Below are 26112 nucleotides of genomic sequence, written 5' to 3' on the forward strand. Positions count from 1 at the left end.
GGGGTTGGAGGCAGGCAAATGGGCTTTCCCGGTACATGGATGACGGAAAGCGAGAGCATGGTCTATCGCGTGGTGCCGAAATGCGCCTGCTCGACGATCGGTCAGATCATGTACTACTCGGACCATGGCGAATTCTTTGACGGTGATATCCACGATGCGACAAACGGGTTGCACAAGTGGGCCCGCGACGAAAGCCAGCCCTTGATCAAGGCGAACGTGAAGACCCATACGTCCTATGCATTTACCTGCGTGCGCAACCCCTACACGCGCATTCTGTCGTCTTTCTTCGACAAGATCTGCGGCATCCAGCGCAACGGCAAGCGCTATCGCGGTAAGCTGGTGCCGCTGTTGATCCAGAAATATGGCATCGAGGTTGGCGGCGAGGATGGCAAGCAGGAGTTCGACCAGATCAAGAGCTTCCGGCGGTTCCTGCTGTTCACGCGCGATACCATCCGGTGGAAGCGCCCGATGGAGCCGGACATTCATTGGTCATCGATGGCGGGGCACGTTTCGACCTTCATTGTGAATGGCGGCACATACGACAGGATTTTCTGGACGGAAGCGTTCAACGACGGGATGGCGGATGTCCTCAAAGCCACGAAGACGCCGAACAAGGTGGACTTGAAAAAGATCCCGCGTTTCAACGAGAGCGAGGGGCATGGGCCGAAACGGGCGCACCCGGTCGAGGATTATTTCGACGATTTGTCGATGCACCTTGTGAAAGAGATCTATCACCGGGATTTCGAACTGTTCAAATACGATTTTGACGATCCGTCGAACAAGATGCCCATCGGCGAGATCGACCTGGACGAGGTGCACGCCAAGCTGGGTGAGTGAGCGGGGTGCGCGTGCCGCGCACGCAGGTGGGTCTCGTCGTCGTGCCTCCTCCTCGGGCGCTTGGCGGGCGTGACGCTTGCGCCCGGCCATCGACGAGATGGCGAGCGTGGTGATTTGAGTATTTAGGGCAAGAAAAAGCGGGCAAACGTTTTCTTAACCAAGCCTGGTCAAGATAGGGTTGCGGTACAGGCTGGAGAGCCGATGATCGTGCAAGGAAAAGCCGCGTTCGGGCTTCGGGTCTGCATCGGCGCAGTGCCGACCGACGCCCGGCCCGGACGCGCATCCATGGCTTTTTCTTGCTTCAAATACTCGAATTGCCCGCCGCGGGCCTTTTGTACGACCGTCTGGCGATTGTGCCGTCCGTCGGTACCGACAAGGAAAACTCCGTTTTCCGATACGGTTTCCGTCAAAGAAAATGGCGCGGGTCAGATCAGCCCTTCTGCCTTGAAAAGCGTCCTGACGTCGGTGTCGGGTCGGGCACCATAATGGGTGATGACCTCGGCGGCGGCGATACAGCCCATTCGGCCCGCGACCTGAAGCGACGCGCCGGTGGCCAGCCCGTAGAGAAAGCCCGCCGCGAACTGGTCGCCGGCGCCGGTGGTGTCAACGGGTGTGATCTCTTCTACGGGGGCGGTCACGGTCTCTTCTCCGCGCACGATGACCACGTCATGGCCCGAGCGGGTGCAGACGATCAGGCCGCTTTCGGCGGCGGCTTGTTCCAGCGCGGCGCCGAGGTCTTCGGTTTCGTAAAGCGCGCACCACTCGTGTTCGTTGCCAATGACATAGTCGAGCTCGGTCACCAGCTTGCGGAAATCGGCGCGGTGCCGGTCGACGCAGAACGGGTCCGAGAGGGTGATGCCGGCCATGCCACCCGCCTCGCGGCAGGCGCGGGCGGCGGCGAGGAACGCGGCCTTGCCCTTGTCCTTGTCAAAGAGATAGCCCTCGAGAAAAAGCAGACCGGCCCCGCCCGCGACGGTCTCGTCGACGTCGTCGGGGCCGAGTTCGGTGGAAATGCCGAGGTAGGTGTTCATCGACCGTTCGCCGTCGGGTGAGACGAAGATCATCGAGCGGGACGTGGGCAATTCGCCGTCGCTTGCGGGCGCGTTGACGAAATCGACGCCGACATCTGCCATCTCGCGGGCGTAATCATGGCCCAGCGCGTCGTCCGAGACCCGTCCGATGAAAGCGGTGCCGAGGCCCAGCGCGCCCAGCCCGGCGATGGTGTTGGCGACCGAGCCGCCGGCCATCTGGGTGCGGTTCTGCATGTTGTCGTAAAGATGTTCGGCCCGATCCTGTTCGATCAGTTGCATGATGCCTTTTTCGATGCCCATGCGGGACAGGAACCCGTCATCCGTTTGCGAGATCACGTCGACGACGGCGTTGCCGATCCCCACTGCTTGGTATTTGGTCAAAGTCTTTTTTCCTCGAATTGGCACAGGTCACGGATGATACAGGTCTGGCACATCGGGGCGCGGGCCTTGCAATGGTAGCGTCCGTGCAGAATGAGCCAGTGGTGGGCGTGCTGCTGGAAATCCACCGGCACGTTGTCTTCAATGGCGCGTTCGACGGCGTCGACATCCTTGCCCGGCGCGATGCCGGTGCGGTTGCCGACCCGGAAGATGTGCGTGTCCACCGCCTGTGCGGGATAGCTCCACCACATGTTCAGCACAACGTTGGCGGTCTTGCGGCCCACGCCCGGTAAAGATTGCAGCGCGGCGCGTGAATTCGGCACCTGCCCGTCGTACTTGTCGATCAGGATGCGCGACAGCTTCATCACGTTCTTGGCCTTGTTGCGGTAAAGGCCGATCGTCTTGATATGCTCGATCAGCTCTTCCTCGCCGAGGTCCAGCATCTTTTCCGGGGTGTCGGCGATCTTGAACAGTTCGCGCGTGGCGCGGTTTACGCCGGCATCGGTTGCCTGCGCCGAAAGGGCGACGGCGACGAGAAGCGTGTAGGCGTTCACGTGGTCGAGTTCACCCTTGGGTTCGGCGGAGGCGGACTGGAACCGGGTGAATATCTCGCGGATCGTTTTGTAGTCGAGTTGTTTGGCCATGGCTGTCCTTGTGCCCGCTTTGGTACGGATGCGCAACATTCGGGTCGCGGCGATGCAAGAGTGCACGTACATTCTACGTATCGAATGGAGAGCTGTCATGACCGCCGAGATCAACACCGAAATCAGGGACGGGTATCATTTCAACGTCATGCGCCGGGCGATCGACCTGATCGATGCGGGCGGTCCCGGGGTGCGCCTTTCGGATCTCGCGGAGGACATGAACATGAGCCCCGCGCATTTCCAGCGGCTCTTTACCCAATGGGTCGGTGTCAGCCCGAAGCGGTATCAGCAATACCTTGCGCTGGGGCAGGCCAAGGACCTTCTGGCCGAGCGATTCACCACGCTGGACACCGCCCATGAGTTGGGTCTGTCCGGGACGGGGCGGCTGCACGATCTTTTTCTGCGCTGGGAGGCGATGAGCCCCGGCGAGTTCGCGCGGCGGGGCGACGGATTGAAGATCTTCTGGGGATGGTTCGACAGCCCGTTTGGTTTGGCATTGGTCATGGGTACGGAGAAGGGCATATGCGGGATCGGGTTCGCCAGCGAAACCGGCGAAGAGGCGGCGATGGCGGACATGATCTCACGTTGGCCCAACGCGGAATTCGTGGAAGATCCGATGATGCTGCGTCCGTGGGTGTTGCAAGCCTTCGGCGCAGGCGACCAAGCGGGTGAAAAAGTGCCGCTTTACATGATCGGTGCACCCTTTCAGATCAAGGTGTGGGAGGCGCTGATGCAGATCCCGTCGGGCCATGTGACAACCTATTCGGAAATCGCGCAATCCATCGGCAATCCGCGGGCCGTACGGGCCGTTGGCACGGCGGTGGGGCGTAACCCGGTCAGTTTCCTAATCCCGTGCCACAGAGCGCTGCGCAAATCGGGCGGTCTGGGCGGCTATCACTGGGGATTGCCGGTCAAACGGGCGATCCTGGCGTGGGAAAGTGCGCGGGTCGAGGCCGGTTGAGCCCATTTTCTGCGCAGAAAATGGACCGGAAATGCGCATTTCCGGCCGGCTTCGCGGCGCGGGGAAGAGCCGTTCTGGGCGGATCCTCGCCGAATTCCCCGCAGAATATGCTTGGGCCTTGGCCGAAAATTGCTTAGAATCGCGATGAGACCCGGCTAACGGGCGTTTTGAACATGAGGCATCAGGATGAGCATTTCACACAAAACCGTCACTATGATTGCAGGTCTGTCGATGTTGGGGGCCACGGCCTGTACCAGCCCGGCCTACCTCGACGACACCGCTGTCGACCGGAACCAGAAGGCCAAGCAAGGCGCATTGCTGGGCGGGCTGCTGGGTGCGGGCGCGGGGGCGCTCGTGGCCGACAAGAAGGTCAAGGGCGCGCTGATCGGCGGCGCAGTCGGCGCGGCGGGCGGTGCCGTGGCCGGCACCATGCTGGACCGACAGGAAGCAGAGCTGCGCAACAATATCGGCAATGACAATGTCGATATCCAAAACACCGGCGACCGCCTGATCGTGACGCTGCCGCAGGATATCCTGTTTGATGTGGACAGCGCAGCGGTGCGTCCGGGCCTGCGCAGCGATCTGTCTGCGGTGGCGCAGAACCTGCAGAATTACCCCGACAGCCGGGTGCAGATCGTTGGCCATACGGACAATTCCGGCGGTGCCGAACATAACCAGGACCTGTCCGAGCGGCGCGCGAATGCCGTGGCGGACGTGCTGATGAACGGTGGGGTGGCCTTTAGCCGGATCGACGCGTTTGGCCGGGGCGAAGATGCGCCGGTGGCGTCGAACCTGACCGAGGACGGCAAGGCGCAGAACCGGCGGGTGGAAATCGTCATCCTGCCGAACGCGGCCTGACGCTGGCGAAGATTATTCGCAGAATAATCTGGCCCTGAATCGAAACGCCCCGCCGGAAGACCCGGCGGGGTGTTTGCGTTGCACGCGCTGTCTTCAGCCGAAGACGCGGCCCAGGGCCTCGTCGACCGAGGCGACGATCTGGTCGATGTCGTCCTTGGTCGAAATGAGCGCGGGCGAGAAGCACAGCGTGTTGTTGAAGCCCGGGATCGAGCGGTTGGTCACGCCGATGATCGTGCCCTGCGCCATGCAGTCCGCGACGACGGCCTGCGCCTGTTTCTCGGGCACCGGCTCTTTGCTGGCGCGGTCCGAGACAAGCTCGGCCCCGAGGAAGAGGCCCTTGCCACGGACCTGGCCGATGACGGCGTGCTTGTCAGCCAGCGCGTTCAGCTGGTCCATCATGTAGTCGCCCATCTTCGTGGTGTTTTCCAGAAGGCCTTCTTCTTCGATGATGGCGACGTTTTCCAGCGCCGCTGCGGGGCCGGCGGTGCAGCCGCCGAAGGTCGAGATGTCGCGGAAATAGTTGAGCGGGTCCTCGATGTCGTCCTTGAACATGTCGAAGACTTTTTCGTTGGTCACGCAGCAGGCGATGGCGGCATAGCCCGAGGCGACGCCCTTGGCCATGGTCACGAAATCGGGCTCGACCCCGTAATGCTGGTAGCCGAACCAATGGGTGCCGGTGCGGCCCACGCCGCAGACGACCTCGTCGATATGCAGCAGGATGTTGTATTTGCGGCAGATCTCCTGCACGCGGGGCCAGTAGCCTTCGGGCGGGGTGATGACGCCGCCGCCGGCGGTGACGGGTTCAAGACAAAGAGCGCCGACGGTTTCCGGGCCTTCGGCAAGGATCACTTCTTCGATCGCGTTAGCTGCGGCGATGCCGTAGTCCTCGCCCGTCAAATCCCACTGGGCGCGGTATTCAAGGCAGTGCGGCACGCGCACGAAGCCGGGCGCGAACGGACCGTATTGCGCGTTGCGCTCGTCCTGGCCACCCGCCGACATCGTGCCGATGGTTGAGCCGTGATAGTCGCGCTCGCGGTAGAGGATCTTGTACTTCTTGCCGCCATAGCGCTTGTGCGCGATCTGGCGGACCATCTTGAAGGCTTTCTCGTTCGCCTCGGAACCGGAATTGGTGAAATAGACCCGGCTCATGCCCGGCATCTTGGAAATCAGCTTTTCCGAGAAAATCGCGCCGGGGATCGAGCCGGCGGAGCCCGCGAAATAGGGCAACTTGATCAGCTGGTCGCGGATTGCGTTGGCAATGCGCTCGCGGCCATAACCGACGTTGACGGTCCAGACCCCGCCGGAAACGGCGTCGATATGTTCCTTGCCGTGCTGATCCCAGACACGCATGCCCTTGCCTTCGACGATAATCTTGGGCGCGCCGGTCTGGAACGGCTGGTGTTGAATCAGGTGGTGCCAGACATGGGCGCGGTCGGCGTCCACGACTTTTTCGATATCGTTCAGCAGGTTGCCATCCATCGGAAACTCCATCAGGTCAAGCCCGGCGCGGCGGCCGGGGGCGCAGAAGTGCACAGCGGTGCGATTGGCGTATAATCAGCCTCGAATCCAATTCTGTCGATAGGGCCAGGTGGGTTCATTGTTTAAGTCCAGCAAGGGCCGGTTTGCCCCCGGTAATCCGGTGATTTGGTGCTATTTTGCTGATTTCTGAGACGGTTTTTCCGAAACTTCGGTTCGGAAAGGTAGAAGAAGCCCTGTTTGTCAGACAAAATCATTGATCGGAATCGTAAATTCGGCTCGGATGAGGCCGCATCTGCCATCGGGGGCAGCTTGGCGATATGGTTACCGCCGTGCAGCGAGCACCTCGGCAAGGATGGCGCGACATAAAAGAAACGAAACTCCAGGGAGACAAGAACACATGACACTCAAGTCAAAACTTTTGGCGGCGACCACCGGCGCGGCCCTTCTGGCCGGGGCATCTGCTTCGGCGCAGGAAATCACGGTCGGCTATTTCCTCGAATGGCCGATGCCGTTCCAGTATGCCAAGGCCGAAGGCATGTATGACGAAGCGATGGGCATGACCGTGAACTGGGTCAGCTTCGACACCGGCACCGCGATGAGCGCCGCGATGGCGTCGGGCGACGTTCAACTGAGCGTGAGCCAGGGCGTGCCACCCTTCGTGGTGGCCACCAGCGCGGGCCAGGATTTGCAGATCGTCGACGTGGCCGTGTCCTATTCGGACAACGACAACTGCGTCGTGTCGGCGGCGCTGGAAATCGACAAGGACAGCGCGGGCGAACTGGCCGGCAAGAAGGTCGCCGTGCCGCTGGGCACCGCGGCGCATTACGGTTTTCTGAAGCAGATGGACCATTTCGGCGTGTCGCTGGACAGCCTGACGGTCGTGGACATGGCCCCCGCCGAAGGGCAGGCCGCGCTGGCGCAAGGCGCCGTCGACATGGCCTGTGGCTGGGGCGGTGCGCTGCGCCGCATGAAGGAAAGCGGCAACGTCCTGCTGACCGGCGCCGAGAAGGAAGAGCTGGGCATCCTTGTGTTCGACGTGACCTCGGGCCCGGCGTCGTTCATCGCCGAGAACCCGGACGTGGTGTCGAGCTTCCTCAAGGTGACGGCGGAGGCCAACGCCATGTGGGCGGACGAGGCCAACCACGACAAGATGCTGCCGGTGATCGCCGAAGACGCGGGCATGTCCGAGGAAGACACCATGGCCACCATCGAGACCTTCGTGTTCCCGCCGGCGGATGAGCAGCTGACCGAGAAATGGCTGGGCGGCGGCGCACAGGAATTCATGAAAGGCGTCGCGGATGTCTTCGTGGAAGCCGGTTCGATCGACGCGGCGAAAGCCTCTTACGAAACGAATGTGAACACCGGACCGCTCGAAGCCGCCGTTCAGTAAGCTTTTGCACAAGACACCCGCGGGCCGCACGCCCGGCCCGCGGGACCGCACCAACACCAATAATCCGAAAACGGAAGGGGGCAGGAATGTCGACTTTGAAAATCGACAATCTTTCCATGCGCTTCGATCTGCCGAACGGCGGCCATGTGCAGGCGCTGAAAGACGTCTCGCTGGAGTTGCAGAGCGGCGAGTTGATGAGCGTGCTGGGGCCGTCGGGCTGTGGCAAGACAACGCTTTTGAACATCGTCGCGGGGTTTCTGGCGCCTACCGAAGGGCAGATCGTGCTGAACGATCATAAGGTCACCGGCCCGGATGCCGAGCGTGGCATGGTGTTTCAGCAGGGCGCGCTGTTCGAATGGATGAGCGTGCGCGATAACGTAAGCTTCGGCCCCCGGATGAAGGGCGAGAGCAAGTCGCAATACACGCCGACGGTCGATCATCTGCTGGAGGTGGTGGGCCTGAAAGATTTCAAGGAGAAGGCCATTTATGAGTTGTCCGGCGGGATGCAGCAGCGCGTGGCGCTTGCCCGCTGCCTGGCCAACGATCCCGACGTGATCCTGATGGACGAACCCTTGGGGGCACTCGATGCTCTGACCCGCGAAAAAATGCAGGGTCTTGTGCTGAAGCTCTGGAAGGAGACGGGCAAGACGATCATCCTGATCACTCACTCGGTCGAAGAGGCGCTGCTGTTGGGCGAGCGGCTGCTGGTGATGGCGCCGCGACCGGGGCGGATTCACAAGGAATACCGACTGCCTTTTGCCGATCTGGGCGTGGGCAAGGACCTGCGCGAGGTGAAGAAACATCCCGAGTTCAGTCAGCGGCGTGAGGAAATCCTCGAAATGATCTGGAACATGGAAGAAGAGATCATGGGTCGGGTGGAGGAAAGCGCATGACCGGGTTCATCGTTCTTGCGCTCTATGTGGGCGCGTTCTTCATTGCCTATCTTGCGGTTTCGGCGCTCTACCGGGCATTCTTTGCACGGATCGACTATACCGCGCTGAAAACCGTGACCTTCGGCGACGAAAGCGCCGTGCGCCCCAATCGGGCGGCCAGCGTGCTGTCGGTGATCACGATATTCCTGCTGTGGGTGGCCTTTACCAATTCGACCCTGCCATTGCCGCAGGCGTCCTCGCCGTATCTGGGCGAGGTGACGTTCACCTATACTTCGACACTGCCCGACGGGCGGTCGGACGATGCGGAGGTGACGGCGATCGTCTATCGCGAGGATATCAGTCAGACCGTTGACGCAGAGGGCAATCCGGGCCGCATCCCGGCGGCGCCCGAGGTGGAGCCGGGCGAGGGGTTTGCCAAGAACGACAGTTTTGTGGTGCCGCGCTACGGCTACAAGGTGATCAACGTTTTCGGCAACGATGAGCAAGGCCGGAGCGAGGACGCCGTCATCACCGCGCTCAACGGGACCGAGTTGCAGGCGGGCGAGACACTCAAGCTGCCGGAAGGCGAGCTTGGGTTGACCGACAAGGGCACGCCGACATTCTCGCCTTCGACCGGCAACCGGATGCAGCGACTGTACCTGCCCGCCCCCGAGGTGACGGTCGAGCGGTTCTTCGAATTGAACGAAGAGGGGTATCGCAATTATACCCTGTGGCAGCATACGTGGATTTCGCTGCAACGGGTCTTGCTGGGCTTTTTCTTTGGGGCGCTGGTGGGGATACCGCTGGGCTATGCAATGGGCCTGACCAACTGGGCCCGTGGCTGGTTCGACCCGATCGTGGAGTTCATGCGACCGGTGCCGCCGCTGGCGCTGATTCCGCTGATGATCATCTGGTTCGGTATCGGCGAGCAGTCCAAGGTCATCCTGCTGTTCCTCGCGGCGCTGTGGATCATGGCGATTGCGGCCCGCGCCGGGGTGTCGGGCGTGGCGATTTCCAAGGTGCACGCGGCCTATTCGCTGGGGGCCAGCAAGTTCCAAGTGCTCACCAAGGTGATCATTCCCAACAGTCTGCCGGAGATTTTCACCGGTGCGCGGGTGGCCATGGGTGTCTGCTGGGGCACCGTCGTGGCCGCCGAACTGGTGGCCGCCGAGCGGGGCCTTGGCATGATGATCATGGTCGCGTCGAAATTCCAGCTGACCGATATCGTGATCGTCGGGATCATCCTGATCGGGATCATCGGTTTCCTGATCGACGTGGGCATCCGGATGCTGGAGAAATGGCTGGTGCCTTGGAAAGGGCGCGTCTGACGGCTACGAGAATCGCGAAACGCCCGGTCCTCGTGTCGGGCGTTTTTCGTTGTGGCGTGTTGATGCGGATCAAGGAAGAATGCACGCGCGACTGTGCAAGGTGACACCATGGAAATCGCCGAGCTTTTGATGGCCCTCGGGGTCCTGTTCCTGGCCGGGCTGGTGGCGGACCAGGTGGGACGTTTCACGCGCCTGCCACGGGTGACGATGCTGCTGCTGCTGGGCCTGGGCGCCGGGCAGGCCGGGCTGGACCTGATCCCCGGCGACCTGATCGCGTGGTTCGAGGTCCTGTCCATTGTCGCGCTGACCATGGTCGCCTTTCTATTGGGGGGGACGTTGACCCGCGAGATACTGGCGCGGCGCGGGCGGGCCATTCTGATCCTGTCCCTGGTGATCGCGCTGGGCACGGCGGGTGTCGTCGTGGCAGGGTTGGTCCTGATCGGCCTGGACTGGCAGTTGGCGCTGGTGCTGGGTGCGATTGCCACGGCGACGGACCCGGCGGCCATGACGGATGTGATACGGCAGACGGGGGTGAAGAGCGCGTTCACCGACACGTTGAAGGGCATCGTGGCCATCGACGACGTCTGGGGCCTGATCCTGTTCAGTCTCGTGCTTGCGGTGGTCAGCCAGTCCAGCGGGCTGGCCGAGATCATGGGCGGCGCGGCGCATGATATTCTGGGCGGTGTCGCCCTGGGTGTGGCGCTGGGCGTGCCCGCGGCGCTGTTGACCGGACGGCTGACCCCGGGAGAGCCGCAGCAGGCCGAGGCGATCGGGATCGTGTTCCTGACCGCTGGGCTGGCGCTGTGGCTCGAAGTGTCGTTCCTGATCGCGGGGATGACGGCCGGCGCGGTGGTGGTGAACTTCGCGCAGCACCACGAGCGCGCCTTTCACGAGATCGAGCATGTTCAGTGGCCCTTCATGATCCTGTTCTTCCTGCTGGCCGGGGCGACGCTGGAGGTGGACGCGCTTTTGGGGCTTGGCTGGGCCGGGGTGCTTTACCTTGGCTTGCGGATACTGGCGCGGATCGTGGGCGGCTTCGCCGGAGGCTGGCTCGCCGGGGCCAGCGCGGCAGAGCGTCGGTGGTACGGGCCGGCGCTCTTGCCGCAGGCGGGCGTCGCCGTCGGCATCGCGCTGGTCGCGGGCGAGGCGCTGCCGGATTGGACGGGCACGATCATGGCGCTGACCATCGCCAGCGCCGTGGTGTTCGAGGTCGCGGGTCCGTCCCTGACCCTGCTGGCAATTCGGCGGGTGACCCGGCAGGATGGCTAGGCGCGCATATCCTTGGGCGAGCCCATCACCACGAAGGAGGTGATCGCGTTGACCTGCGGCAGCGTGCCGACGACATCGGTGTGAAACGCCTTGTAGGCGGGCAGGTCGGCCACCTCGATCCGAAGCAGGTATTCGACCGAGCCGGTGATGTTGTGACACTCGACCACCTCGGTTGCTGCGGCCATGGCGCGTTCGAAGGCGACCTGGCTGTCCTTGGTGTGGGAGTTCAGGCCGACCGTGGCATAGGCGATGAAGCCCACGCCCAGCTTGGAGCGGTCGAGCACGGCGCGGAAGCCGGTGATGATGCCGCGGCGTTCGAGATCCTGCACCCGGCGCAGGCAGGCGGAGGGGGACAGGCCGACTCGTTCGGCGAGATCGAGGTTGCTGATCCGGCCGTCGCGCTGAAGTTCGTGCAATATTTTGTCGGCTATATGATCCATGGTGTATATGGATTGCATAAAACGCCCAACAACGCAAAATATTGCAATTAAGATGCGTATTTGATGCCGTAATATTGCACTAATGACGCTCGATCTTTTTTCCGCCCTTGCCGGTTTTGCCTTGGTGACAGTGATCACGCCGGGGCCGAACAACCTGATGCTGATGGCCTCTGGCGCCAATTTCGGCTTTAGCCGGACGGTGCCGCATATGCTGGGGATCACGCTGGGGTTTCCCTGCATGGTGCTGCTGGTGGGGCTGGGCGTAATGCAGTTGTTTGATCTTTGGCGGCCCAGCTACCTGATCCTGAAAGTGTTGAGCGTGATTTACCTGTTGTATCTGGCGTGGAAGATCGCCAATGCGGCGCCACCGAAGGACGCGAAGACCGAAGGGAAACCGCTGACCTTCGTGCAATCGGCGGCGTTCCAATGGGTGAACCCCAAGGCATGGAGCATGGCATTGTCCGCGATCACGCTGTATGCGACCAGCCGGGATTTTCCGGCCGTTCTGTGGGTCGCCGGGGTCTATGTCGCGGTGTCGGTGATCAGCACCATTAGCTGGACCGTACTGGGACAGCAGGTTCAGCGCTTTTTGAAAGACCCGGGCACGCTGCGGAAGTTCAACATTTTCATGGCTGTGCTGCTGGTGGCGACGCTGATCCCCGTGCTATGGCCCGGCGACGAACAGGGCGGCCTTGCGCGGTAACGTCGATGCTGCGATGAGATCTTGCATGACGATCACGCTTCTTCATACCGCCGAAGTGCACCGGCAGCGGTTCGACCGTATCCGCGACAGGATCGCCCCTGACCTGATACTGAAGCACGTGGCGCGGCGCCGGTGGTTGCAGCGGGCGCAGGACGGGATTGACGCCGCACTGGAAGAAGAGATCGCGGGCGTGATCGCCCGTGCGCCGGGGCCGGTGCTGTGTACCTGCACGACGCTGGGGCCGGTGGCTGAAGTGTCGGGCGCGATGCGCGTGGACTGGCCGATGATGCGGGCGGCGGCGCAAGCCCAGGGTCCGGTTCTGATGGCGTTCTGCCTAGAGAGTACCTGTGCGCCCAGCCTTGCGCTGCTGGAACGTGCGCTGGCCGAGGACGGCACCCCACAGAAGGTCTATCCCCTGCCGATGCCGCAATACTGGCCGTTGTTCGAGGCAGGCGAGGCGGATGCCTTTGATGCCGTGATCGCTGGCGAGGTGCGGCAGGCGGTCGAGGCGCAGGGGGATGTGGCGGTGGTAGTGCTGGCGCAAGCTTCGATGGATGGCGCGGCGGCGCGGCTGAAGGACCTGAACGTGCCGGTTCTGAGTTGCCCGGAACTGGCGCTGCGAGCGGTGCTGGACGTCGCGCGCGGCTAAAGCCGTTTGTACATGTAGGTGGTGGAATGGAGCGTACATCCGTCGGGATCGAGCGCGAAATCGGGGATGATGCCCGCCATTTCGAACCCTACCGAGGCGTATAGCGATTGCGAGACGTCGCCACTGCGGGTGTCGAGGGTGACGTTGGTCTTGCCCAAGGCATTGGCGTGGTCCAGCGCGGCGGAGAGCAGTGCGCGCCCAAGACCACGGCGGCGGGCGGTTGGGTGCACCATCATCTTGGCGATCTCGGCCCGGTGCGGCTGGTTTCTTGGCATGGCCGTGATCAGCTGCACCGTGCCGGCAAGCGTGTCGTTCAGGAAGGCGGCGAACAGGCTGCGGGCATTGGCCGTCACGTGCGGAAAGACGTCTTCCTGCCAGAAAGCGCGGGCGCTGTCGGGCGCAAGCGGATGCAGGAAGCTGACCGCCGCGCCATCGGCCACGGTGTCGATCAGAAGGCGAGCGAGGCCGTCGAGGTTCTGATCCAGCTCGGGGCCGGTCAGCGCGGTGATACGCGGCGCGGTCATGCGAGCGCCAGCAGGTAGCGGGCGCCGTCCGGCCCGGCGCGGAACTCCGACACGCCGTTCAAGCGGTAGCGCAGGCAGTCGCCGGGGCAAAGGCTGTGGGTCTGGCTGTCGACGGTGATGTGCAACGCACCGTCCAGCAGCACGAAATGATGCTCGTGGCCCGGCACGCTGGGATGATCGTAGGAGATCGTCGCCTCCGGTTCGAGCGTTGCCTCGACCAGCTCGATTTGCAGATCAGTGCTAGGCGGCGAGACGTTGCGGCGGTGAAAGCCGTGGGTGTCGTCGTGATAGAGGGGCTGGGCCGCGCGGGGCACGAAGGCCTGGTACCGGCTTTCCAAGGGCGAGATCAATTGCGAGATCGGCACGCGCAGGGCGGTCGAGAGCTTGGCAAGCGTGTCGGCCGTGGGACTGACCTCGCCATTTTCAATCCGCGAGAGGCTCGCTCGGCTGACGGAACTGGCCTTCGCCAGATCGGCCAGTGTCAGGTTGCGCGACTGGCGCAGGTCGCGGATGTGTCGGGCCAGCGTGGTTGGGGTGGTAAGCGGTGATTCCATATTAGGAATATAATCCCGAATATGAGATTCGCGCAATACCCGCATGATGCGAAGTCTGTTGAACCCTCCGGTTTTTTCCATATATCCCGTAGGCGAAAAAGGAGCATGGGCATGACCAATTACCTCGACTTTGAAAAGTCCCTGGCGGAAATCGAAGGCAAGGCCGAAGAGCTGCGTGCGATGGCGCGGACGACCGAGGGGATGGATGTCGAGGACGAGGCCGGCGCGCTGGACAAGAAAGCCGCTGCCATGCTGAGCGACCTTTACAAGGACCTGACGCCGTGGCGGAAATGCCAAGTGGCGCGGCATCCGAACCGGCCCCATTGCAAGGATTACATCGAGACGCTGTTCGAGGAATACACCCCGCTGGCGGGCGACCGGAACTTTGCCGATGATCAGGCTGTGATGGGCGGGCTTGCGCGGTTCGGCGACACGCCGGTGGTTGTGATCGGGCATGAGAAGGGCAACGACACCAAGTCCCGCATCGAGCGGAATTTCGGCATGGCGCGGCCCGAGGGCTATCGCAAGGCGATCCGGCTGATGGATATGGCGGACCGGTTTAACCTGCCGGTCATCACGCTGGTCGACACGCCCGGCGCCTATCCCGGCAAAGGCGCCGAGGAGCGCGGGCAGAGCGAGGCGATTGCCCGATCGACCGAGATGTGCCTGAAGGCCGGTGTGCCGTTGATCAGCGTGATCATCGGCGAGGGCGGATCGGGCGGTGCTGTGGCGTTCGCCTCGGCCAACCGCGTGGCGATGCTGGAGCATTCCGTCTATTCGGTGATCAGCCCCGAGGGCTGTGCCAGCATCCTGTGGAAGGATTCCGAGAAGATGCGCGAGGCTGCCGAGGCGCTGCGGCTGACCGCGCAGGACCTGATCAAGCTGGGCGTGATCGACCGCGTGATCGACGAGCCCAAGGGCGGCGCGCATCGCGATCCGACGGGCGCGATGGCGTCAGTGGGCGATGCGATCAGGGCGATGCTGGACGGTTTGACGGATCTGTCGCGCGAGGAGTTGGTGCGCGACCGGCGCGAGAAGTTCCTCAAGATGGGATCTGCCGGTCTGGCGGCTTAGAGGATTACGCCGAGCCGGATGAGGGCCCATGCCGCGCCCGCGATATGGGCCAGAGTGATCATCACCGAGCCAAGGTGCAGCAGCTTGAACCGTTTGGAGTGACCGGCATCGGTGGCGGCGTTGATCTTCGGCATCAGAGATTGCCGCGCGTAAAGCGTGGTGAGCGCGATCACGGCGAGTATCGCCATGGACAGCAGGTCGGCGAAGGCGGCACAGACGGCGGCGAGGCCGGACGTGCCCAGCACGAACAGGTAGAAATGTGGAAAGGCGCGGCGGATCAGGGCGCGCGCTGTTTCTTCCGGCAGGGCGCGCAGCACGAAGGCCGCGAAGCCGAAGGAATAGAGCGCCATGCCGCCGAAGAGAAGCGCGGTCAGAAGCAGGGCGATTATGGTCATGTCGTGGTCTCCGGTTTTCGGGCGGTGCCGATATAGATCACTTGCTTGAACGGCAGCACGCCGAAGGTGAAATCCATCCGTCGGGTCAGACCGGTCGGGCCAAGTCCCGCCATTTTGCCCGGGGTCAGCCCGGCATCCTGCAACCCGTCCGTCAGTTCGGCTGGCTTGATGAACATCGCGGGGTCGTGGGTGCCCTTGGGCAGCAGACCAAGGATATCTTCGGCCACGGTGATTGTAGCCAGTCGGGCGACCACATTGCGGTTGATCGTGTCGTAGAGGAACAGTCCGCCGGGTTTCAGGACGCGGGCGACCTCTTGCAGGACCTTTTGCAGATCCGAAACGTGCTCCAGGACGTCGACGCAGACAACTGCATCGAACTTGGCTTCGTCGTAGGGAAGCGCCTCGCCCACGCCGGTGTCGTAACGGATGTCGTGGCCGGATTGCGCGGCATGGGACCGGGCCGCGGTGATGGCCTCTTTTGCGGGGTCGATGCCGGTGACCTGCGCGCCGCGCTCGGCGATCGCCTCGGCCATGAAGCCGCCGGCACATCCGAGGTCGAGCACAGTTTTGCCTGCCCAGTCGATGTGCCGGTCGAAGAATTTCAGGCGGGCGGGCACGAGGTTTTTCAGCGTGCGCACCCAACGCAGATCGTCCGACCACCATTGCGCGGCGGCATTGTCGTAGATCTCTTGCTTGTTGCGGTTTTTTTCAGCCATGCGGCGGAGATAGGCCGCTTGGCACGGGCATCCAGAGGCGGCGTCAGGCCAGCAGCATCTTCAGCCCTTGTGTCACGTCAGAGCGCACGGCAAGGCGCAGACCCGGCTCGTCCCCGGCCTTGAGCGCCGAGATGATGAGGCGGTGATAGCGTGGCGGCTCTTTCTGCTGCAGCTTGCCGTATAGCGCGCGCATGGTGGGGCCGAGTTGCAGCCAGACGGTTTCGGCCATGGCCAGCATCGCGGGCGCCTGAGCGCGCAGGTAGAGAGTGCGGTGGAATTCGAGGTTCGAGCGGATGTAGCCGACCGCGTCTTGGTGGGCGATGTGATCGGTGATCCGCGTGTTGATGGATTGCAGCCGGTCGATCAGGGCCATGTGGGCGCGCGGCAGGGCGCGGCTGGCCAGTTCGACCTCGATAAGGGCGCGCAGGGCGGCCAGTTCCTCGATCCGTTCGTTGCCAAGCTCGGGTGCGGCGAGGCGGCCGGAACTGCTGACCGTCAGGGCGCCTTCGGCGGACAGGCGGCGCACGGCCTCGCGCGCCGGGGTCATGGACACGTTGTATTCCGCGCCGACCCCGCGCAGGGTCAGGGCCTGTCCGGGGCGCAGCTCGCCATGCATGATGCGGCTGCGCAACCCGCGATAGACGCGGTCATGGGCCGACCCGGTCGGGGCGGCGCCGGTGGCGGGGGCAAGCCCGGACTCGGAACGCGGCGGAAAGTTCATGGCGCATTTGTGATCACAGATTGACGCTTGGTCAATCCTGTTGCGTCAGTCGAAGCGATACCGGTGAAGTTCCGCGCCGTTTTCTCGCAGCCATCGACGCGGCGTGTCATAGCCGGGGCAGATCCGGTCGACGATGCCCCAGAAGGCGCGCGAGTGATTCAGTTCAACGAGATGCGCGACCTCGTGCGCGGCGACGTAGTCGAGAACGTCGCGTGGCGCGAGGATGAGACGCCAGGAATACATCAACCCGGCATCATGGGTGCACGACCCCCAGCGCGAGCGCGTGTCGCGCAGGGTAAGGCGGGCATATTCGCGGCCAACCGCACGCGCGTAATGATCCGAGGCTGCGGCGAGGTGATCGCGGGCGCGGGTTTTCAGCCAAGCCTGGATCCGCCGGGGCGCGGTTTCGTGCGGGCCGGGCACGGTAAGCGTGTCGTCCGCTAGCTCGATCCGCCGGCCCGAACCGGGCAAGAGACGGCGCAGGCGGCCCTCGACGGGCAGGTCCGAGCCGATTCGTACCTCGGTCAGATCGGGCTGACGCGAAAGTTGCGCCCGCAGCCACGCGGCCTTTTCATTGGCGAAGTCCAGCGCCGTGCGCTCGGCCACGCCGGGGGGCATGGTCAGCGTCACGCGCCCGTCAACGCCCGATACCCTAAGCGAAATCCGCCGCGCCCGCGCCGAGCGGCGCAGGGTCACTTCGACCGGGGGGTTGCCGGGCAGAACGTAATGCCCCATATGCCGCTCACCTCTTGCAGCGTCGCGCCGCGCTTTATGCCTTTGACACCTGATACGTCTTATGGCAGGGGACGTCGAACGCCTGCAAGTCCACAGACACCGAAAGGGATAAGGATGCCCAAGGAAGAATGGGGTGTGAAGCGCGTCTGCCCGACGACGGGCAAACGGTTTTACGACCTGAACAAAGACCCGATCGTCAGCCCCTACACGGGCGAGGTTGTCGAGCTGCATTCCGGCAAGAGCCGGTCGATCACCGCAGACGCGGAAGATGCCGAGACCAAGAAGATGAAGGGCAACGAAGTCGACGAGGAAGTCATCGAAGATGATGATGACGTCGATGTCGATTTGGGCGATGATGTTCTGGAAGACGATGACGATGACGATAACGTCTCGCTTGACGAAATCGCGGACGTTGCATCGGACGACGACGAAAGCTGAACCAAGTTGTGAGAGGGCGGGATTTTCCACTTGATCCCGCCTGCCGCTTTACCTAGAAGGCGGCAAATGGCGGCCCGGCGACGGGCCATCGGTTCGGGGCCTTAGCTCAGCTGGGAGAGCGCCTGCATGGCATGCAGGAGGTCAGCGGTTCGATCCCGCTAGGCTCCACCAATATCCCGAAGAATATCAAATTCAGGTCTTTGTCTGGTCGTTATTCCACTACGGATTCCGTCGTGGTCGGGTTCGACGGCAATCGCCTGGGCCATATACCGGGCCTTGATCCGACGACTGGCGCTGGAGGGGTCGGGCCCGAACGCCACACAAGGCTATTTCCCCACGCGGCAAGATGTTCAGGGCGTCAACGAGGACATGCTGATTGCCGCGGTAACCCTGTTGCAACGGCCGCCTCTCTGACTGGAGCCGCACCGACCGCGTGGCATTGGAGGGCGGAACCTTGCGCTTGGGCTGCACGTTGTTCGTGCAAGCCTGTGTACACGGCAGGCTAAAGCTCGCGAAAGGATTTCCCCGATGTTTCTGCTGCATTCGGTCGTGGCGGCCCTGATCCGTCTTGGTGCAACTCAACCCGTTCACCTCGCGCACCGGCGGGCGAGCGTCGGTGCAGAGCGTGACAGGTCGTGACGACCGACAGCGACCACACCGCGCGACTGGCTCGGCTGGACCGGCTGGCCAACACACTGGATTCCAAATTCCATGTTCCGGTGCTGGGTATCCCGGTGGGGTGGGATTCGATACTGGGGCTAATTCCCGGCGCCGGTGACCTGATCACCCTTGGACCCGGTGCGTGGATCATCGTCGAAGGCAACCGGATGGGGGCGCGCAAGCGCGTGCTGGGGCGCATGGCTCTGAACACCGGGTTCGACACGGTAATTGGTGGCATTCCCCTGATCGGCGACGCGTTTGACCTTTTCTTCAAATCCCACCGCCGCAACTTCGCGCTGCTGCGCCGCGAGTTGGATCTTGCGTCGGGGGCAGAGGTTCAGACGACGAACTGAGACGAAGCTGAAGTGGCGCTTTGGCGCTATCTGCAAAAGACATGGCAGCCCAAGAAGCCGTTGTTCAACGCTCTTGGTTTCCGATAGGCTTTGCCTGTCAGGAGGGCGTATGGCAGACCACAGGGATTTCCCAATCGTCGGTATCGGTGCGTCCGCCGGAGGGCTTGATGCCTACAAGCGTTTTCTGAAGGCGTTGCCGGGTGATACTGGAGCTGCCTATATCCTGATACAGCATCTGGATCCGAACCATCCCAGCATGATGGCGGACCTGCTGACGCGGCAAACCTCGATGACCGTGGTGCAGTCCGAGGATGACATGCTGCTGGAGCCGAACACCGTCTACGTTATCCCGCCGGGCAAGTTCATACGCCTGATCGACCATAAGCTGAGCCTTGATGCGCCGATCGAGGAAAAGGGCATGCGCATGGCGATCGACTATTTCTTCCGGTCGCTGGCCGAGGAGCGGGAGGAAAAGGCGATCGGCATCGTTTTGTCGGGCACGGGCAGTGACGGCACGCTGGGACTTCGCGAGATCAAGGCGGCGGGTGGAATGGTGATGGCGCAGGACGCCGCCGAGGCCGAGCATGACGGAATGCCGCGCAGCGCCGCCAACACCGGCCTTGTGGATTTCATCCTGCCGGTGGCCGAAATGCCCGAGCGGCTGAAGCAGTTTTTCCAGCATCCCTATCTGCGCAAATCCAAAGACGCCGGAACGCCGCTGTCGCAACAGGCGCCCGATGGGTATAATGAGGTTCTTCGTCTGTTGCGGTCGCAGACCGAATACGATTTCCGCGACTACAAACGCGGCACGTTGGAACGGCGCATCCAGCGGCGCATGGGACTGGGCCAGTTCCGGGAGTTGTCGGATTACGTTCAGTACCTGACCGATACACCCGAGGAAGTGCACCGGCTGTTTCACGACCTACTTATCGGCGTCACGCGGTTTTTCCGCGAGCCTGAAGTATGGGAGGCTCTTGCCGACAAGGTGATCGAGCCGATGCTGGACGGCAAAAAGAAGAGGGAACCGATCCGCGCCTGGGTGCCCGGGTGTGCCAGCGGGGAAGAAGCCTATACGCTTGCCATGACGATCTTCGACCGGCTGGACAGGCGTCGCGTCGATTTTCCGGTTCAGGTGTTTGCCACGGATCTTAATTCGAAGGCGATCGAAGTCGCCCGGAGCGGGCGGTATCCCGCAGCTGCGCTGTCCGACATACCCGAGCGGTTGCGGCGCAATTTCGTCGTCGAGGATGAAGACACGTTCCTGGTCAGCAAGCGGCTGCGCGAGAACGTGGTTTTCGCCACGCAGAACGTGATCTCGGACCCGCCCTTTTCGCGGTTGGACATCATCAGTTGTCGCAACGTGATGATCTATCTCGAAACTGATGTGCAGCAGCGGATGATCGAGATGTTCCACTTTGCGCTGGGCGAGGACGGGCATCTGCTGCTGGGTAACTCAGAAAACGCGGAACGGCCCGGTCGCCTGTTCAAGGCGGTCGACAAAAGTAGCCGGATCTATCGCAAGGCAATCAATAGCCGGGCTCGGCCGGGCAAGTTTCCCGTTCCGCCGAGCGGAACGAGTGACGGACCGAAACCGCCGTCGCGCACGCGCTCCTTCGCGCCGGTTGCCGAAACCGCGCGACGGCAACTGCTAGAGCGCTTCGTGCCGCCCTGCGTGGTCGTCAACAAGAGCCTTGAGGCGCTTTATTTTCACGGCAGGGTGCGCGATTACCTGCAGTTTCCGGATGGCGAGCCGACCAGCCGTCTGCCTGAAATCGTAATGCCCGAGTTGCGCGGCAAGCTGCGCATGGTCCTGAACACGATGCGATCGGGTGGTGAAGAGGCGGAGGCGGTCGCGCTGAACGTGCCGCGGGGCGGCGGCCAGATCAATGTCCGGATTTTCGCCGAGAAAGTCGACGGCAGCGATGGTGAGCCCAACTTTCTTGTCTGCTTCGAAGATGCGTCGGACCTGCGCGATATGGATGCAGAGGCAGACGCGCGGGTCAAGGCTCGGCAAGCGGTCGGACCGGGTGAGCGAGATGCGGTCCAAACGCTGGAATACGAACTGCAATCAACGCGCGAAGACCTGCAATCGACCATCGAGGAGATGGAGACCTCGAACGAAGAGCTGAAGGCCTCGAACGAAGAGGTCATGAGCATGAACGAGGAGCTGCAGTCGACCAACGAGGAACTGGAGACCTCGCGCGAGGAACTGCAATCGCTCAACGAGGAATTGTCTACGGTCAACAGCCAGCTCGAGGACAAGATCGAGGAGCTGGAGCAGACCAACAACGACCTCAACAACCTGCTGATCTCGATCGACATCGGGGTGATCTTCCTTGATACCGACCTGCTGATCCGCCGGTTCACGCCGGCGATGAAGGAGGTGATGCGCGTCATCGACGGCGATATCGGCCGCCCGGTCGAGGACATCGTGATGCGGGTGCAGGATCCGAAGCTGATCGAGGACGCGCGCACCTGTCTTGAAAATCTGAGCGATATCGAAGCCGAGATCAGCACCGACGACGACCGGCATCGCATCCGCCGCCTGCGGCCCTACCGGACGTCGGACAACAAGATCGGGGGGGTAGTGGTTTCCTATGCCGATGTCACCAACCTGCAGAGGGCGCGTGCTGCCGCTCGCCGTCGCGAGGCGCAGCAGGAGGCGGTTGCCGAACTGGGCCGCCTGGCGCTTTCGGGGGCGGAACTTCAGGATGTTCTGGACATGGCCGTGCGTGAATTATCGAAGCATATGGATGTACGGTTCACCAAGGTGCTTCAGCTTGATCCTGGCGGCGGGCAACTGACCCTGCGGGCCGGTGTCGGCTGGACCGAGGCGACCGTTGGGAAATCGAAAGTCGGCGCAGGCGTCGAAAGCCAGGCAGGCTATACGCTGGAACAGCGCAATGCCGTGGTGGTCACGGACTTCCACGAGGAGAAGCGGTTTGCCGCGCCGAGACTGCTGAAGGATCACCATATCCTTTGCGGCGCAAGTGTAGTGATCGGCCCGCATGACGCGCCTTGGGGTGTTCTGGGCGTGCATGAATGCAGCCTCGACCGCTGTGGCTTTGACGCCGACGACATCAACTTCCTACAGGCGACGGCGAACGTTTTGTGGCTGGTGATCGCCCGGGGGCGGGCGCTGGACAATATCGAGGAAGAGCGCCGGCAACTGCGCGACATGGCAGACAGCCTGCCGATCCTCTTTGCCGTTATCGACAGCGACCAACGGTACGAGTTCGTCAACAAGGCCTACGAGTTCTGGGGGCGGACAGCCGACGAGATCGAGGGGTTGCGGGTGTCGGACTTGGTGAACCCCGCGGCCTACGAGGTCGTTGCCCCTTATATCGCTAAAGCTCTGCGCGGCGAAGAGCAGACCTTCGAGGTGTCGATCGGGTCGGACGCGAACGGCGCGCAACGCGATGTATTGGTGAGTTATGCGCCGAGACGGGATGCGGCGGGCGCGGTGACCGGGTTCTATTCCGCTGCGCTGGACGTGAGCGATCGCAAGCGGTTGGAGCGCGACCTTGCAGAGCGCTTCGACCAGTATCGCACGCTGGGTGAATCGATACCGTTCGGGGTGTGGATCAACGATGCGGAGGGCAATCTGACCTATGTCAGCCCCGCTTTCTTGGAACTGGTCGGCAAGACGCTGGAAGAGGCACAGAGCGCAGGCCTGAGCGACTGCATCGCGCCCGAGATGCGCGACGAGGTCAAGGCGCTATGGACCGAAACGCTGCGCACCGGAACCCCGTGGGAGCGGGAGCTGGATATCATCGGCAAGGACGGCAAGATCTATCACACGCTGGCACTTGGGCGGCCTATCCGCGATGCCGCTGGTCGCATCACCTCGTGGGTTGGGCTGAACATGGACATCACCGACCGCAAAGCGGAGGCGGCACGGTTGGCGGTCATCTCGGCCGAACTGGATCACCGGGTGAAAAATATCTTGGCCACTGTGTCGACCATCACGCGGATGACCGGGCGGTCGTCGAACACGTTGGAGGACTATCGCGACGCGCTTCAGGCGCGGATCCGGGCGATGGCAGCGGCGCACCGGCAACTGGCGGACGCGAATTGGCAGGGAATGTCGTTGAAGCGGCTGATCGAGACCGAGATCGACCCTTATCGCGCAAGCCGGGTGGATTCGATCCATCTTGAGGGGCCGTACGTGGAATTGCCACCGAGCCTGGTGCAGACGCTGGCGCTGGGCTTTCACGAACTAACGACCAATTCCAGCAAGTACGGCGCGCTGTCGAGCGAGGAGGGGCGGCTGGATATCAGTTGGCAAAACGAGGGTGGCTTGGAGATAAACTGGATCGAATCTGGTCTGTCGGGCGTTGAGGCCCCGAAGTCGGCAGGGTTTGGCACAACGCTGTTGACGCGCATCCTTGCGGCCCAAGGCGCGGACGTCACTATAGACTATCGCGATGCGGGTATTCATGTAAGGATTGCACTGTCGGATTTGACGTGATGCCGCGTCGGGAGCAACTGCGATGAAGGTACTGGTACTGGAAGACGATCCGCTTCTGCAGGTCGACCTCGCGGAGATGCTCGAGATGATGGGGCACGAAGTGGTAGGACCGTTCAGCGCAGAGGCACCCGCAATGCAATCCTGCGATGCGGCCCTGCCCGATGCGGCCTTCGTGGATTTCAATCTTGGCAAGGATAGCAACAGTTCGGTCTTTGCGCGGCGCCTTCATAAGGATGGGGTGGATTTTGCTTTCTTGACGGCTCATGGACGGCAATATCTGCCCTCCGATCTTGACGAGGTGCTGGTGATAGAAAAGCCGTATACCGAGGCGCAGCTGGAGCGGTTTCTAGGGAGCGTCCGGCACTGACGCTGCCATAGGCGCGGCTGGCGCGCCGCGGCCCATCCGCGAAAGAGCTTCGATCACGATTTCCGCCGGTTCGGTCTTGTCGATGGTGATCACGGAAGGGTCGAGATCGGTGATGCGGCGCTGTTCGCCGAGGATACCGCTATAGATCACAGTGGACACGCCCCGGGACTGCAGCACGGCCAGAAGGCGTTTGCCCTCGGGTTCGTTCAGAAATGCGTCCGAGAACGAATTGCCCAAATCGAGATCCAAGATGCAGTAATCGAAACTGCCGGAATTGATCGCGGCAAGCGCATCACGATAGGAGCATGCGCTTTTCGAATCGTGGTATCCGGCGTCACTGAGCGCGACTTCGAGGCCGACGCAAATGAACGGATCGTCTTCGACGACAAGGACCGAAGGCAAGGAAATGGCACTATCCTCAGAATTTCTGTTCGCACCTTAACGTAGCGGTGTCGCCGAAGGATCGCAACGTGGTTGAGCCGCGTTGAGCGGGTCGCCGCCTTGGGCAGTATCAGAGAAACTGTTGCAGCAGGATCTGCGTGGCGCGGTCCGCAGGCAGGAACTGATTGTGGATTTTCATGCCGGGCTTGGGGCCCGGTGCGGCGCGGGTGGGGCGGGTGCAAGATTTCATGATCGTTGTCCTGATTGTTTCGTGATCATGGGTCGTGCGCAGATGTGTTTCGGTTCAATCACGCTTCTGCGCTCGGGGCTTGTAAAGCGCCGGGGACAGGCCATTTTTCAGAGAAACGCATCAAACGGGGGTATCCATGACCTACCAAAAGACTGACGACGCGGTGGCACGGCTGACGCCGGAGCAATACCGCGTCACGCAGGAGAACGGCACCGAGCGGCCATTTACCGGCGAATACAACGACACCAAGGAAGCTGGTATCTACGTTGACATCGTTTCGGGTGAGCCGCTGTTCGCCTCGTCCGACAAGTTCGAGAGTGGCTGTGGCTGGCCCAGCTTTACCAAGCCGATCGAGCCGGCGCATGTGACCGAGCTGCGGGACGCTTCGCTTGGCATGGTTCGCACGGAAGTACGCAGTGCACATGGCGACAGCCATTTGGGCCACGTCTTTCCGGACGGACCGCAGGACAGGGGCGGGCTGCGCTATTGCATCAACTCGGCTTCGCTGCGGTTCATCCCGCGTGACGAGATGGAGACCGAAGGCTATGGTGATTACCTGGATCAAGTGGAGGACGTGTAATGGCTGAAGAACGCGCAGTGCTGGCAGGCGGATGTTTCTGGGGCATGCAGGAGCTGATCCGCAAGATGCCGGGCGTCGGAAAGACCCGTGTGGGGTATACCGGGGGCGATGTGCCCAACGCCACCTATCGCAACCACGGCACCCACGCCGAGGGGATCGAGATCTGGTTCGATCCTGACAAGATCAGCTATCGGCAGATCCTGGAGTTCTTCTTTCAGATCCATGACCCGACCACGCTGAACCGGCAAGGCAATGACGTCGGCATGAGCTATCGTTCCGCGATCTATTACGTGAACGAAGAGCAGAAAGCCGTGGCCGAGGACACGATTGCCGACGTGAACGCCTCGGGCCTGTGGCCCGGTAAGGTCGTGACCGAGGTCGAGCCAGTGGGCGATTTCTGGGAAGCCGAGGCGGAACACCAGGATTATTTGGTGCGGTTTCCGGCCGGCTATACCTGCCATTTCCCGCGCCCCGACTGGGTGCTGCCGCGGCGCGACGCGGCGGAATAAGCGTAAGCTTTGCGGCGGGTCGATGACCCGCCCTTACTCTATCCGTGCGGTTCAGATGTCGTTGCGCGGGATGCGCAGCACCTGGCCCGGAAAGATCACGTCGGGGCTGGACAGGATGTTCTGGTTCGCCTCGAAGATCGGCTGAAAATCCGAATTGCCATATTGCGACTGTGCGATGCTGGACAAGGTGTCGCCAGCTTGGACCGTGTAGGGTTGCCACCCGCCATATCCGGGCAGGATACGAGGGCCGAACAGGATTGGAATGACCACGGCAGGGCCGTTTTCGTTTCCGGTGTCATCGGCCAGCGTCAGGAACAGACGGTTCAGCTGAAAAGCGTTTGTATCCGGAATATCGATCGACCCCTGGAATTGCCGCAGGCCCAACGAGCCGACGGTGGTGAAGGACGTGTATTCGTCATGTCCTTCGGAAACATGAATGCTGAGCGTGCCTTCGAAGGCGCTTGCGTTGCCGGCGATCAAAATGGTCGAGCCGACGATATCGAAAGGCGCGGGTTGCTGGATATCCAATGTGATTGTCATTTCGT

The 26112-nt window shown here is 62.3% G+C and carries 28 protein-coding genes and 1 tRNA gene; 17 read left to right on the forward strand and 12 right to left on the reverse strand.

The genetic code is table 11. The features are described from left to right. Window positions 1-18 precede the first annotated feature (18 nt). Window positions 19-837, forward strand: coding sequence for a sulfotransferase family protein (locus tag FIU86_RS00500; protein WP_152473280.1), 819 nt, complete (start codon window positions 19-21; stop codon window positions 835-837). Window positions 838-1262: 425 nt separating this feature from the next. Here FIU86_RS00500 and FIU86_RS00505 read toward each other — a convergent pair whose 3' ends face one another. Together FIU86_RS00505 and nth are read right to left on the reverse strand one after the other, a co-directional pair. Next, window positions 1263-2249, reverse strand: a complete 987-nt coding sequence (locus tag FIU86_RS00505; protein ID WP_152473281.1) for an adenosine kinase — start codon at window positions 2247-2249, stop codon at window positions 1263-1265. Continuing rightward, window positions 2246-2890, reverse strand: coding sequence for an endonuclease III (nth, locus tag FIU86_RS00510; RefSeq protein WP_152473282.1), 645 nt, complete (start codon window positions 2888-2890; stop codon window positions 2246-2248). The genes FIU86_RS00505 and nth overlap by 4 nt, the downstream gene beginning before the upstream one ends. 97 nt (window positions 2891-2987) lie before the next feature. On the opposite strand from nth, the gene FIU86_RS00515 reads away from it, so the two are divergent. Together FIU86_RS00515 and FIU86_RS00520 are read left to right on the forward strand one after the other, a co-directional pair. Continuing rightward, on the forward strand, window positions 2988-3851 hold the full coding sequence (locus tag FIU86_RS00515; RefSeq protein ID WP_152473283.1) for a bifunctional helix-turn-helix domain-containing protein/methylated-DNA--[protein]-cysteine S-methyltransferase: 864 nt from the start codon (window positions 2988-2990) through the stop codon (window positions 3849-3851). Between the two features lie 186 nt (window positions 3852-4037). Further along, window positions 4038-4709, forward strand: coding sequence for an OmpA family protein (locus FIU86_RS00520; RefSeq protein ID WP_152473284.1), 672 nt, complete (start codon window positions 4038-4040; stop codon window positions 4707-4709). 93 nt (window positions 4710-4802) lie between these two features. On the opposite strand, the gene FIU86_RS00525 is transcribed toward FIU86_RS00520, so the two are convergent. Further along, on the reverse strand, window positions 4803-6188 hold the full coding sequence (locus tag FIU86_RS00525) for an aspartate aminotransferase family protein (protein ID WP_152473286.1): 1386 nt from the start codon (window positions 6186-6188) through the stop codon (window positions 4803-4805). 397 nt (window positions 6189-6585) lie between these two features. Between FIU86_RS00525 and FIU86_RS00530 the strand changes: the two genes are divergently transcribed. The 4 genes from FIU86_RS00530 to FIU86_RS00545 all read left to right on the forward strand — a co-directional run bounded on the left by FIU86_RS00530 (window position 6586) and on the right by FIU86_RS00545 (window position 11047). Then, complete coding sequence (locus FIU86_RS00530; RefSeq protein ID WP_152473287.1) at window positions 6586-7578, forward strand: ABC transporter substrate-binding protein; 993 nt, start codon at window positions 6586-6588, stop codon at window positions 7576-7578. 86 nt (window positions 7579-7664) lie between these two features. Then, entirely contained in the window at window positions 7665-8471 is an 807-nt protein-coding gene (locus tag FIU86_RS00535; protein WP_152473288.1) for a taurine ABC transporter ATP-binding protein, read from the forward strand. After that, window positions 8468-9778, forward strand: coding sequence for an ABC transporter permease (locus FIU86_RS00540; protein WP_152473289.1), 1311 nt, complete (start codon window positions 8468-8470; stop codon window positions 9776-9778). Before FIU86_RS00535 ends, FIU86_RS00540 begins: the two co-directional genes overlap by 4 nt. Before the next feature lie 108 nt (window positions 9779-9886). After that, window positions 9887-11047: a cation:proton antiporter gene (locus FIU86_RS00545; RefSeq protein ID WP_152473291.1), complete on the forward strand. Its 1161-nt coding sequence runs from the start codon at window positions 9887-9889 to the stop codon at window positions 11045-11047. Here FIU86_RS00545 and FIU86_RS00550 read toward each other — a convergent pair. After that, window positions 11044-11487, reverse strand: a complete 444-nt coding sequence (locus tag FIU86_RS00550) for an Lrp/AsnC family transcriptional regulator (RefSeq protein WP_152473292.1) — start codon at window positions 11485-11487, stop codon at window positions 11044-11046. The genes FIU86_RS00545 and FIU86_RS00550 overlap by 4 nt on opposite strands. An 82-nt stretch (window positions 11488-11569) precedes the next feature. On the opposite strand from FIU86_RS00550, the gene FIU86_RS00555 reads away from it, so the two are divergent. Together FIU86_RS00555 and FIU86_RS00560 are read left to right on the forward strand one after the other, a co-directional pair. Next, window positions 11570-12190, forward strand: coding sequence for a LysE family translocator (locus FIU86_RS00555; RefSeq protein ID WP_152473294.1), 621 nt, complete (start codon window positions 11570-11572; stop codon window positions 12188-12190). Between the two features lie 25 nt (window positions 12191-12215). Continuing rightward, on the forward strand, window positions 12216-12839 hold the full coding sequence (locus FIU86_RS00560) for a hypothetical protein (protein ID WP_152473295.1): 624 nt from the start codon (window positions 12216-12218) through the stop codon (window positions 12837-12839). Here the strand turns inward: FIU86_RS00560 and FIU86_RS00565 are convergent. After that, window positions 12836-13363: a GNAT family N-acetyltransferase gene (locus FIU86_RS00565; protein ID WP_152473296.1), complete on the reverse strand. Its 528-nt coding sequence runs from the start codon at window positions 13361-13363 to the stop codon at window positions 12836-12838. The genes FIU86_RS00560 and FIU86_RS00565 overlap by 4 nt on opposite strands. Continuing rightward, a complete protein-coding gene (locus FIU86_RS00570; protein WP_152473297.1) occupies window positions 13360-13917 on the reverse strand; it encodes a helix-turn-helix domain-containing protein in 558 nt (185 codons plus the stop codon). Before FIU86_RS00570 ends, FIU86_RS00565 begins: the two co-directional genes overlap by 4 nt. Before the next feature lie 111 nt (window positions 13918-14028). Here FIU86_RS00570 and FIU86_RS00575 point away from each other — a divergent pair, with 111 nt between their 5' ends. Beyond that, window positions 14029-14991, forward strand: coding sequence for an acetyl-CoA carboxylase carboxyltransferase subunit alpha (locus tag FIU86_RS00575; protein WP_152473298.1), 963 nt, complete (start codon window positions 14029-14031; stop codon window positions 14989-14991). On the opposite strand, the gene FIU86_RS00580 is transcribed toward FIU86_RS00575, so the two are convergent. From FIU86_RS00580 to FIU86_RS00595, 4 genes are read right to left on the reverse strand one after another with little or no spacing between them, the layout of a single operon-like run. Beyond that, window positions 14988-15386 (reverse strand): DUF4149 domain-containing protein, encoded by a 399-nt coding sequence (locus FIU86_RS00580; RefSeq protein WP_152473299.1) that lies wholly within the window; start codon window positions 15384-15386, stop codon window positions 14988-14990. The genes FIU86_RS00575 and FIU86_RS00580 overlap by 4 nt on opposite strands. Beyond that, complete coding sequence (gene ubiG, locus FIU86_RS00585) at window positions 15383-16102, reverse strand: bifunctional 2-polyprenyl-6-hydroxyphenol methylase/3-demethylubiquinol 3-O-methyltransferase UbiG (protein ID WP_152473300.1); 720 nt, start codon at window positions 16100-16102, stop codon at window positions 15383-15385. The genes FIU86_RS00580 and ubiG overlap by 4 nt, the downstream gene beginning before the upstream one ends. 43 nt (window positions 16103-16145) lie before the next feature. Next, on the reverse strand, window positions 16146-16823 hold the full coding sequence (locus FIU86_RS00590) for a GntR family transcriptional regulator (RefSeq protein WP_152473301.1): 678 nt from the start codon (window positions 16821-16823) through the stop codon (window positions 16146-16148). Between the two features lie 45 nt (window positions 16824-16868). After that, entirely contained in the window at window positions 16869-17558 is a 690-nt protein-coding gene (locus FIU86_RS00595; protein ID WP_152473302.1) for a M48 family metallopeptidase, read from the reverse strand. 114 nt (window positions 17559-17672) lie between these two features. On the opposite strand from FIU86_RS00595, the gene FIU86_RS00600 reads away from it, so the two are divergent. The 5 genes from FIU86_RS00600 to FIU86_RS00620 all read left to right on the forward strand — a co-directional run bounded on the left by FIU86_RS00600 (window position 17673) and on the right by FIU86_RS00620 (window position 23847). Continuing rightward, entirely contained in the window at window positions 17673-17996 is a 324-nt protein-coding gene (locus FIU86_RS00600; RefSeq protein ID WP_152473303.1) for a TIGR02300 family protein, read from the forward strand. A gap of 95 nt (window positions 17997-18091) precedes the next feature. Next, window positions 18092-18167 (forward strand) — tRNA-Ala (locus FIU86_RS00605). Between the two features lie 464 nt (window positions 18168-18631). After that, complete coding sequence (locus FIU86_RS00610; RefSeq protein WP_152473304.1) at window positions 18632-19009, forward strand: DUF4112 domain-containing protein; 378 nt, start codon at window positions 18632-18634, stop codon at window positions 19007-19009. A gap of 109 nt (window positions 19010-19118) precedes the next feature. Then, window positions 19119-23480: a chemotaxis protein CheB gene (locus FIU86_RS00615; protein ID WP_152473305.1), complete on the forward strand. Its 4362-nt coding sequence runs from the start codon at window positions 19119-19121 to the stop codon at window positions 23478-23480. 22 nt (window positions 23481-23502) lie between these two features. Beyond that, window positions 23503-23847 (forward strand): response regulator, encoded by a 345-nt coding sequence (locus FIU86_RS00620; protein WP_152473306.1) that lies wholly within the window; start codon window positions 23503-23505, stop codon window positions 23845-23847. Here FIU86_RS00620 and FIU86_RS00625 read toward each other — a convergent pair. Continuing rightward, window positions 23827-24249, reverse strand: a complete 423-nt coding sequence (locus FIU86_RS00625; RefSeq protein ID WP_172977390.1) for a response regulator — start codon at window positions 24247-24249, stop codon at window positions 23827-23829. The two genes, FIU86_RS00620 and FIU86_RS00625, sit on opposite strands and share 21 nt — an antisense overlap. A gap of 365 nt (window positions 24250-24614) precedes the next feature. Here FIU86_RS00625 and msrB point away from each other — a divergent pair, with 365 nt between their 5' ends. Both msrB and msrA read left to right on the forward strand, forming a co-directional pair. Then, window positions 24615-25058 carry a peptide-methionine (R)-S-oxide reductase MsrB gene (gene msrB / locus FIU86_RS00630; RefSeq protein ID WP_152473309.1) on the forward strand — a complete coding sequence of 148 codons (444 nt, stop codon included), beginning with the start codon at window positions 24615-24617 and terminating at the stop codon, window positions 25056-25058. Next, a complete protein-coding gene (gene msrA, locus FIU86_RS00635) occupies window positions 25058-25567 on the forward strand; it encodes a peptide-methionine (S)-S-oxide reductase MsrA (protein WP_152473310.1) in 510 nt (169 codons plus the stop codon). Before msrB ends, msrA begins: the two co-directional genes overlap by 1 nt. A gap of 51 nt (window positions 25568-25618) precedes the next feature. On the opposite strand, the gene FIU86_RS22980 is transcribed toward msrA, so the two are convergent. After that, complete coding sequence (locus tag FIU86_RS22980) at window positions 25619-26107, reverse strand: LysM peptidoglycan-binding domain-containing protein (protein ID WP_152473311.1); 489 nt, start codon at window positions 26105-26107, stop codon at window positions 25619-25621. Window positions 26108-26112 lie beyond the last annotated feature (5 nt).

Origin of the sequence: Roseovarius sp. THAF9 (assembly GCF_009363715.1) — a bacterium.
In the GTDB taxonomy this organism is placed as follows: Bacteria; Pseudomonadota; Alphaproteobacteria; order Rhodobacterales; family Rhodobacteraceae; genus Roseovarius.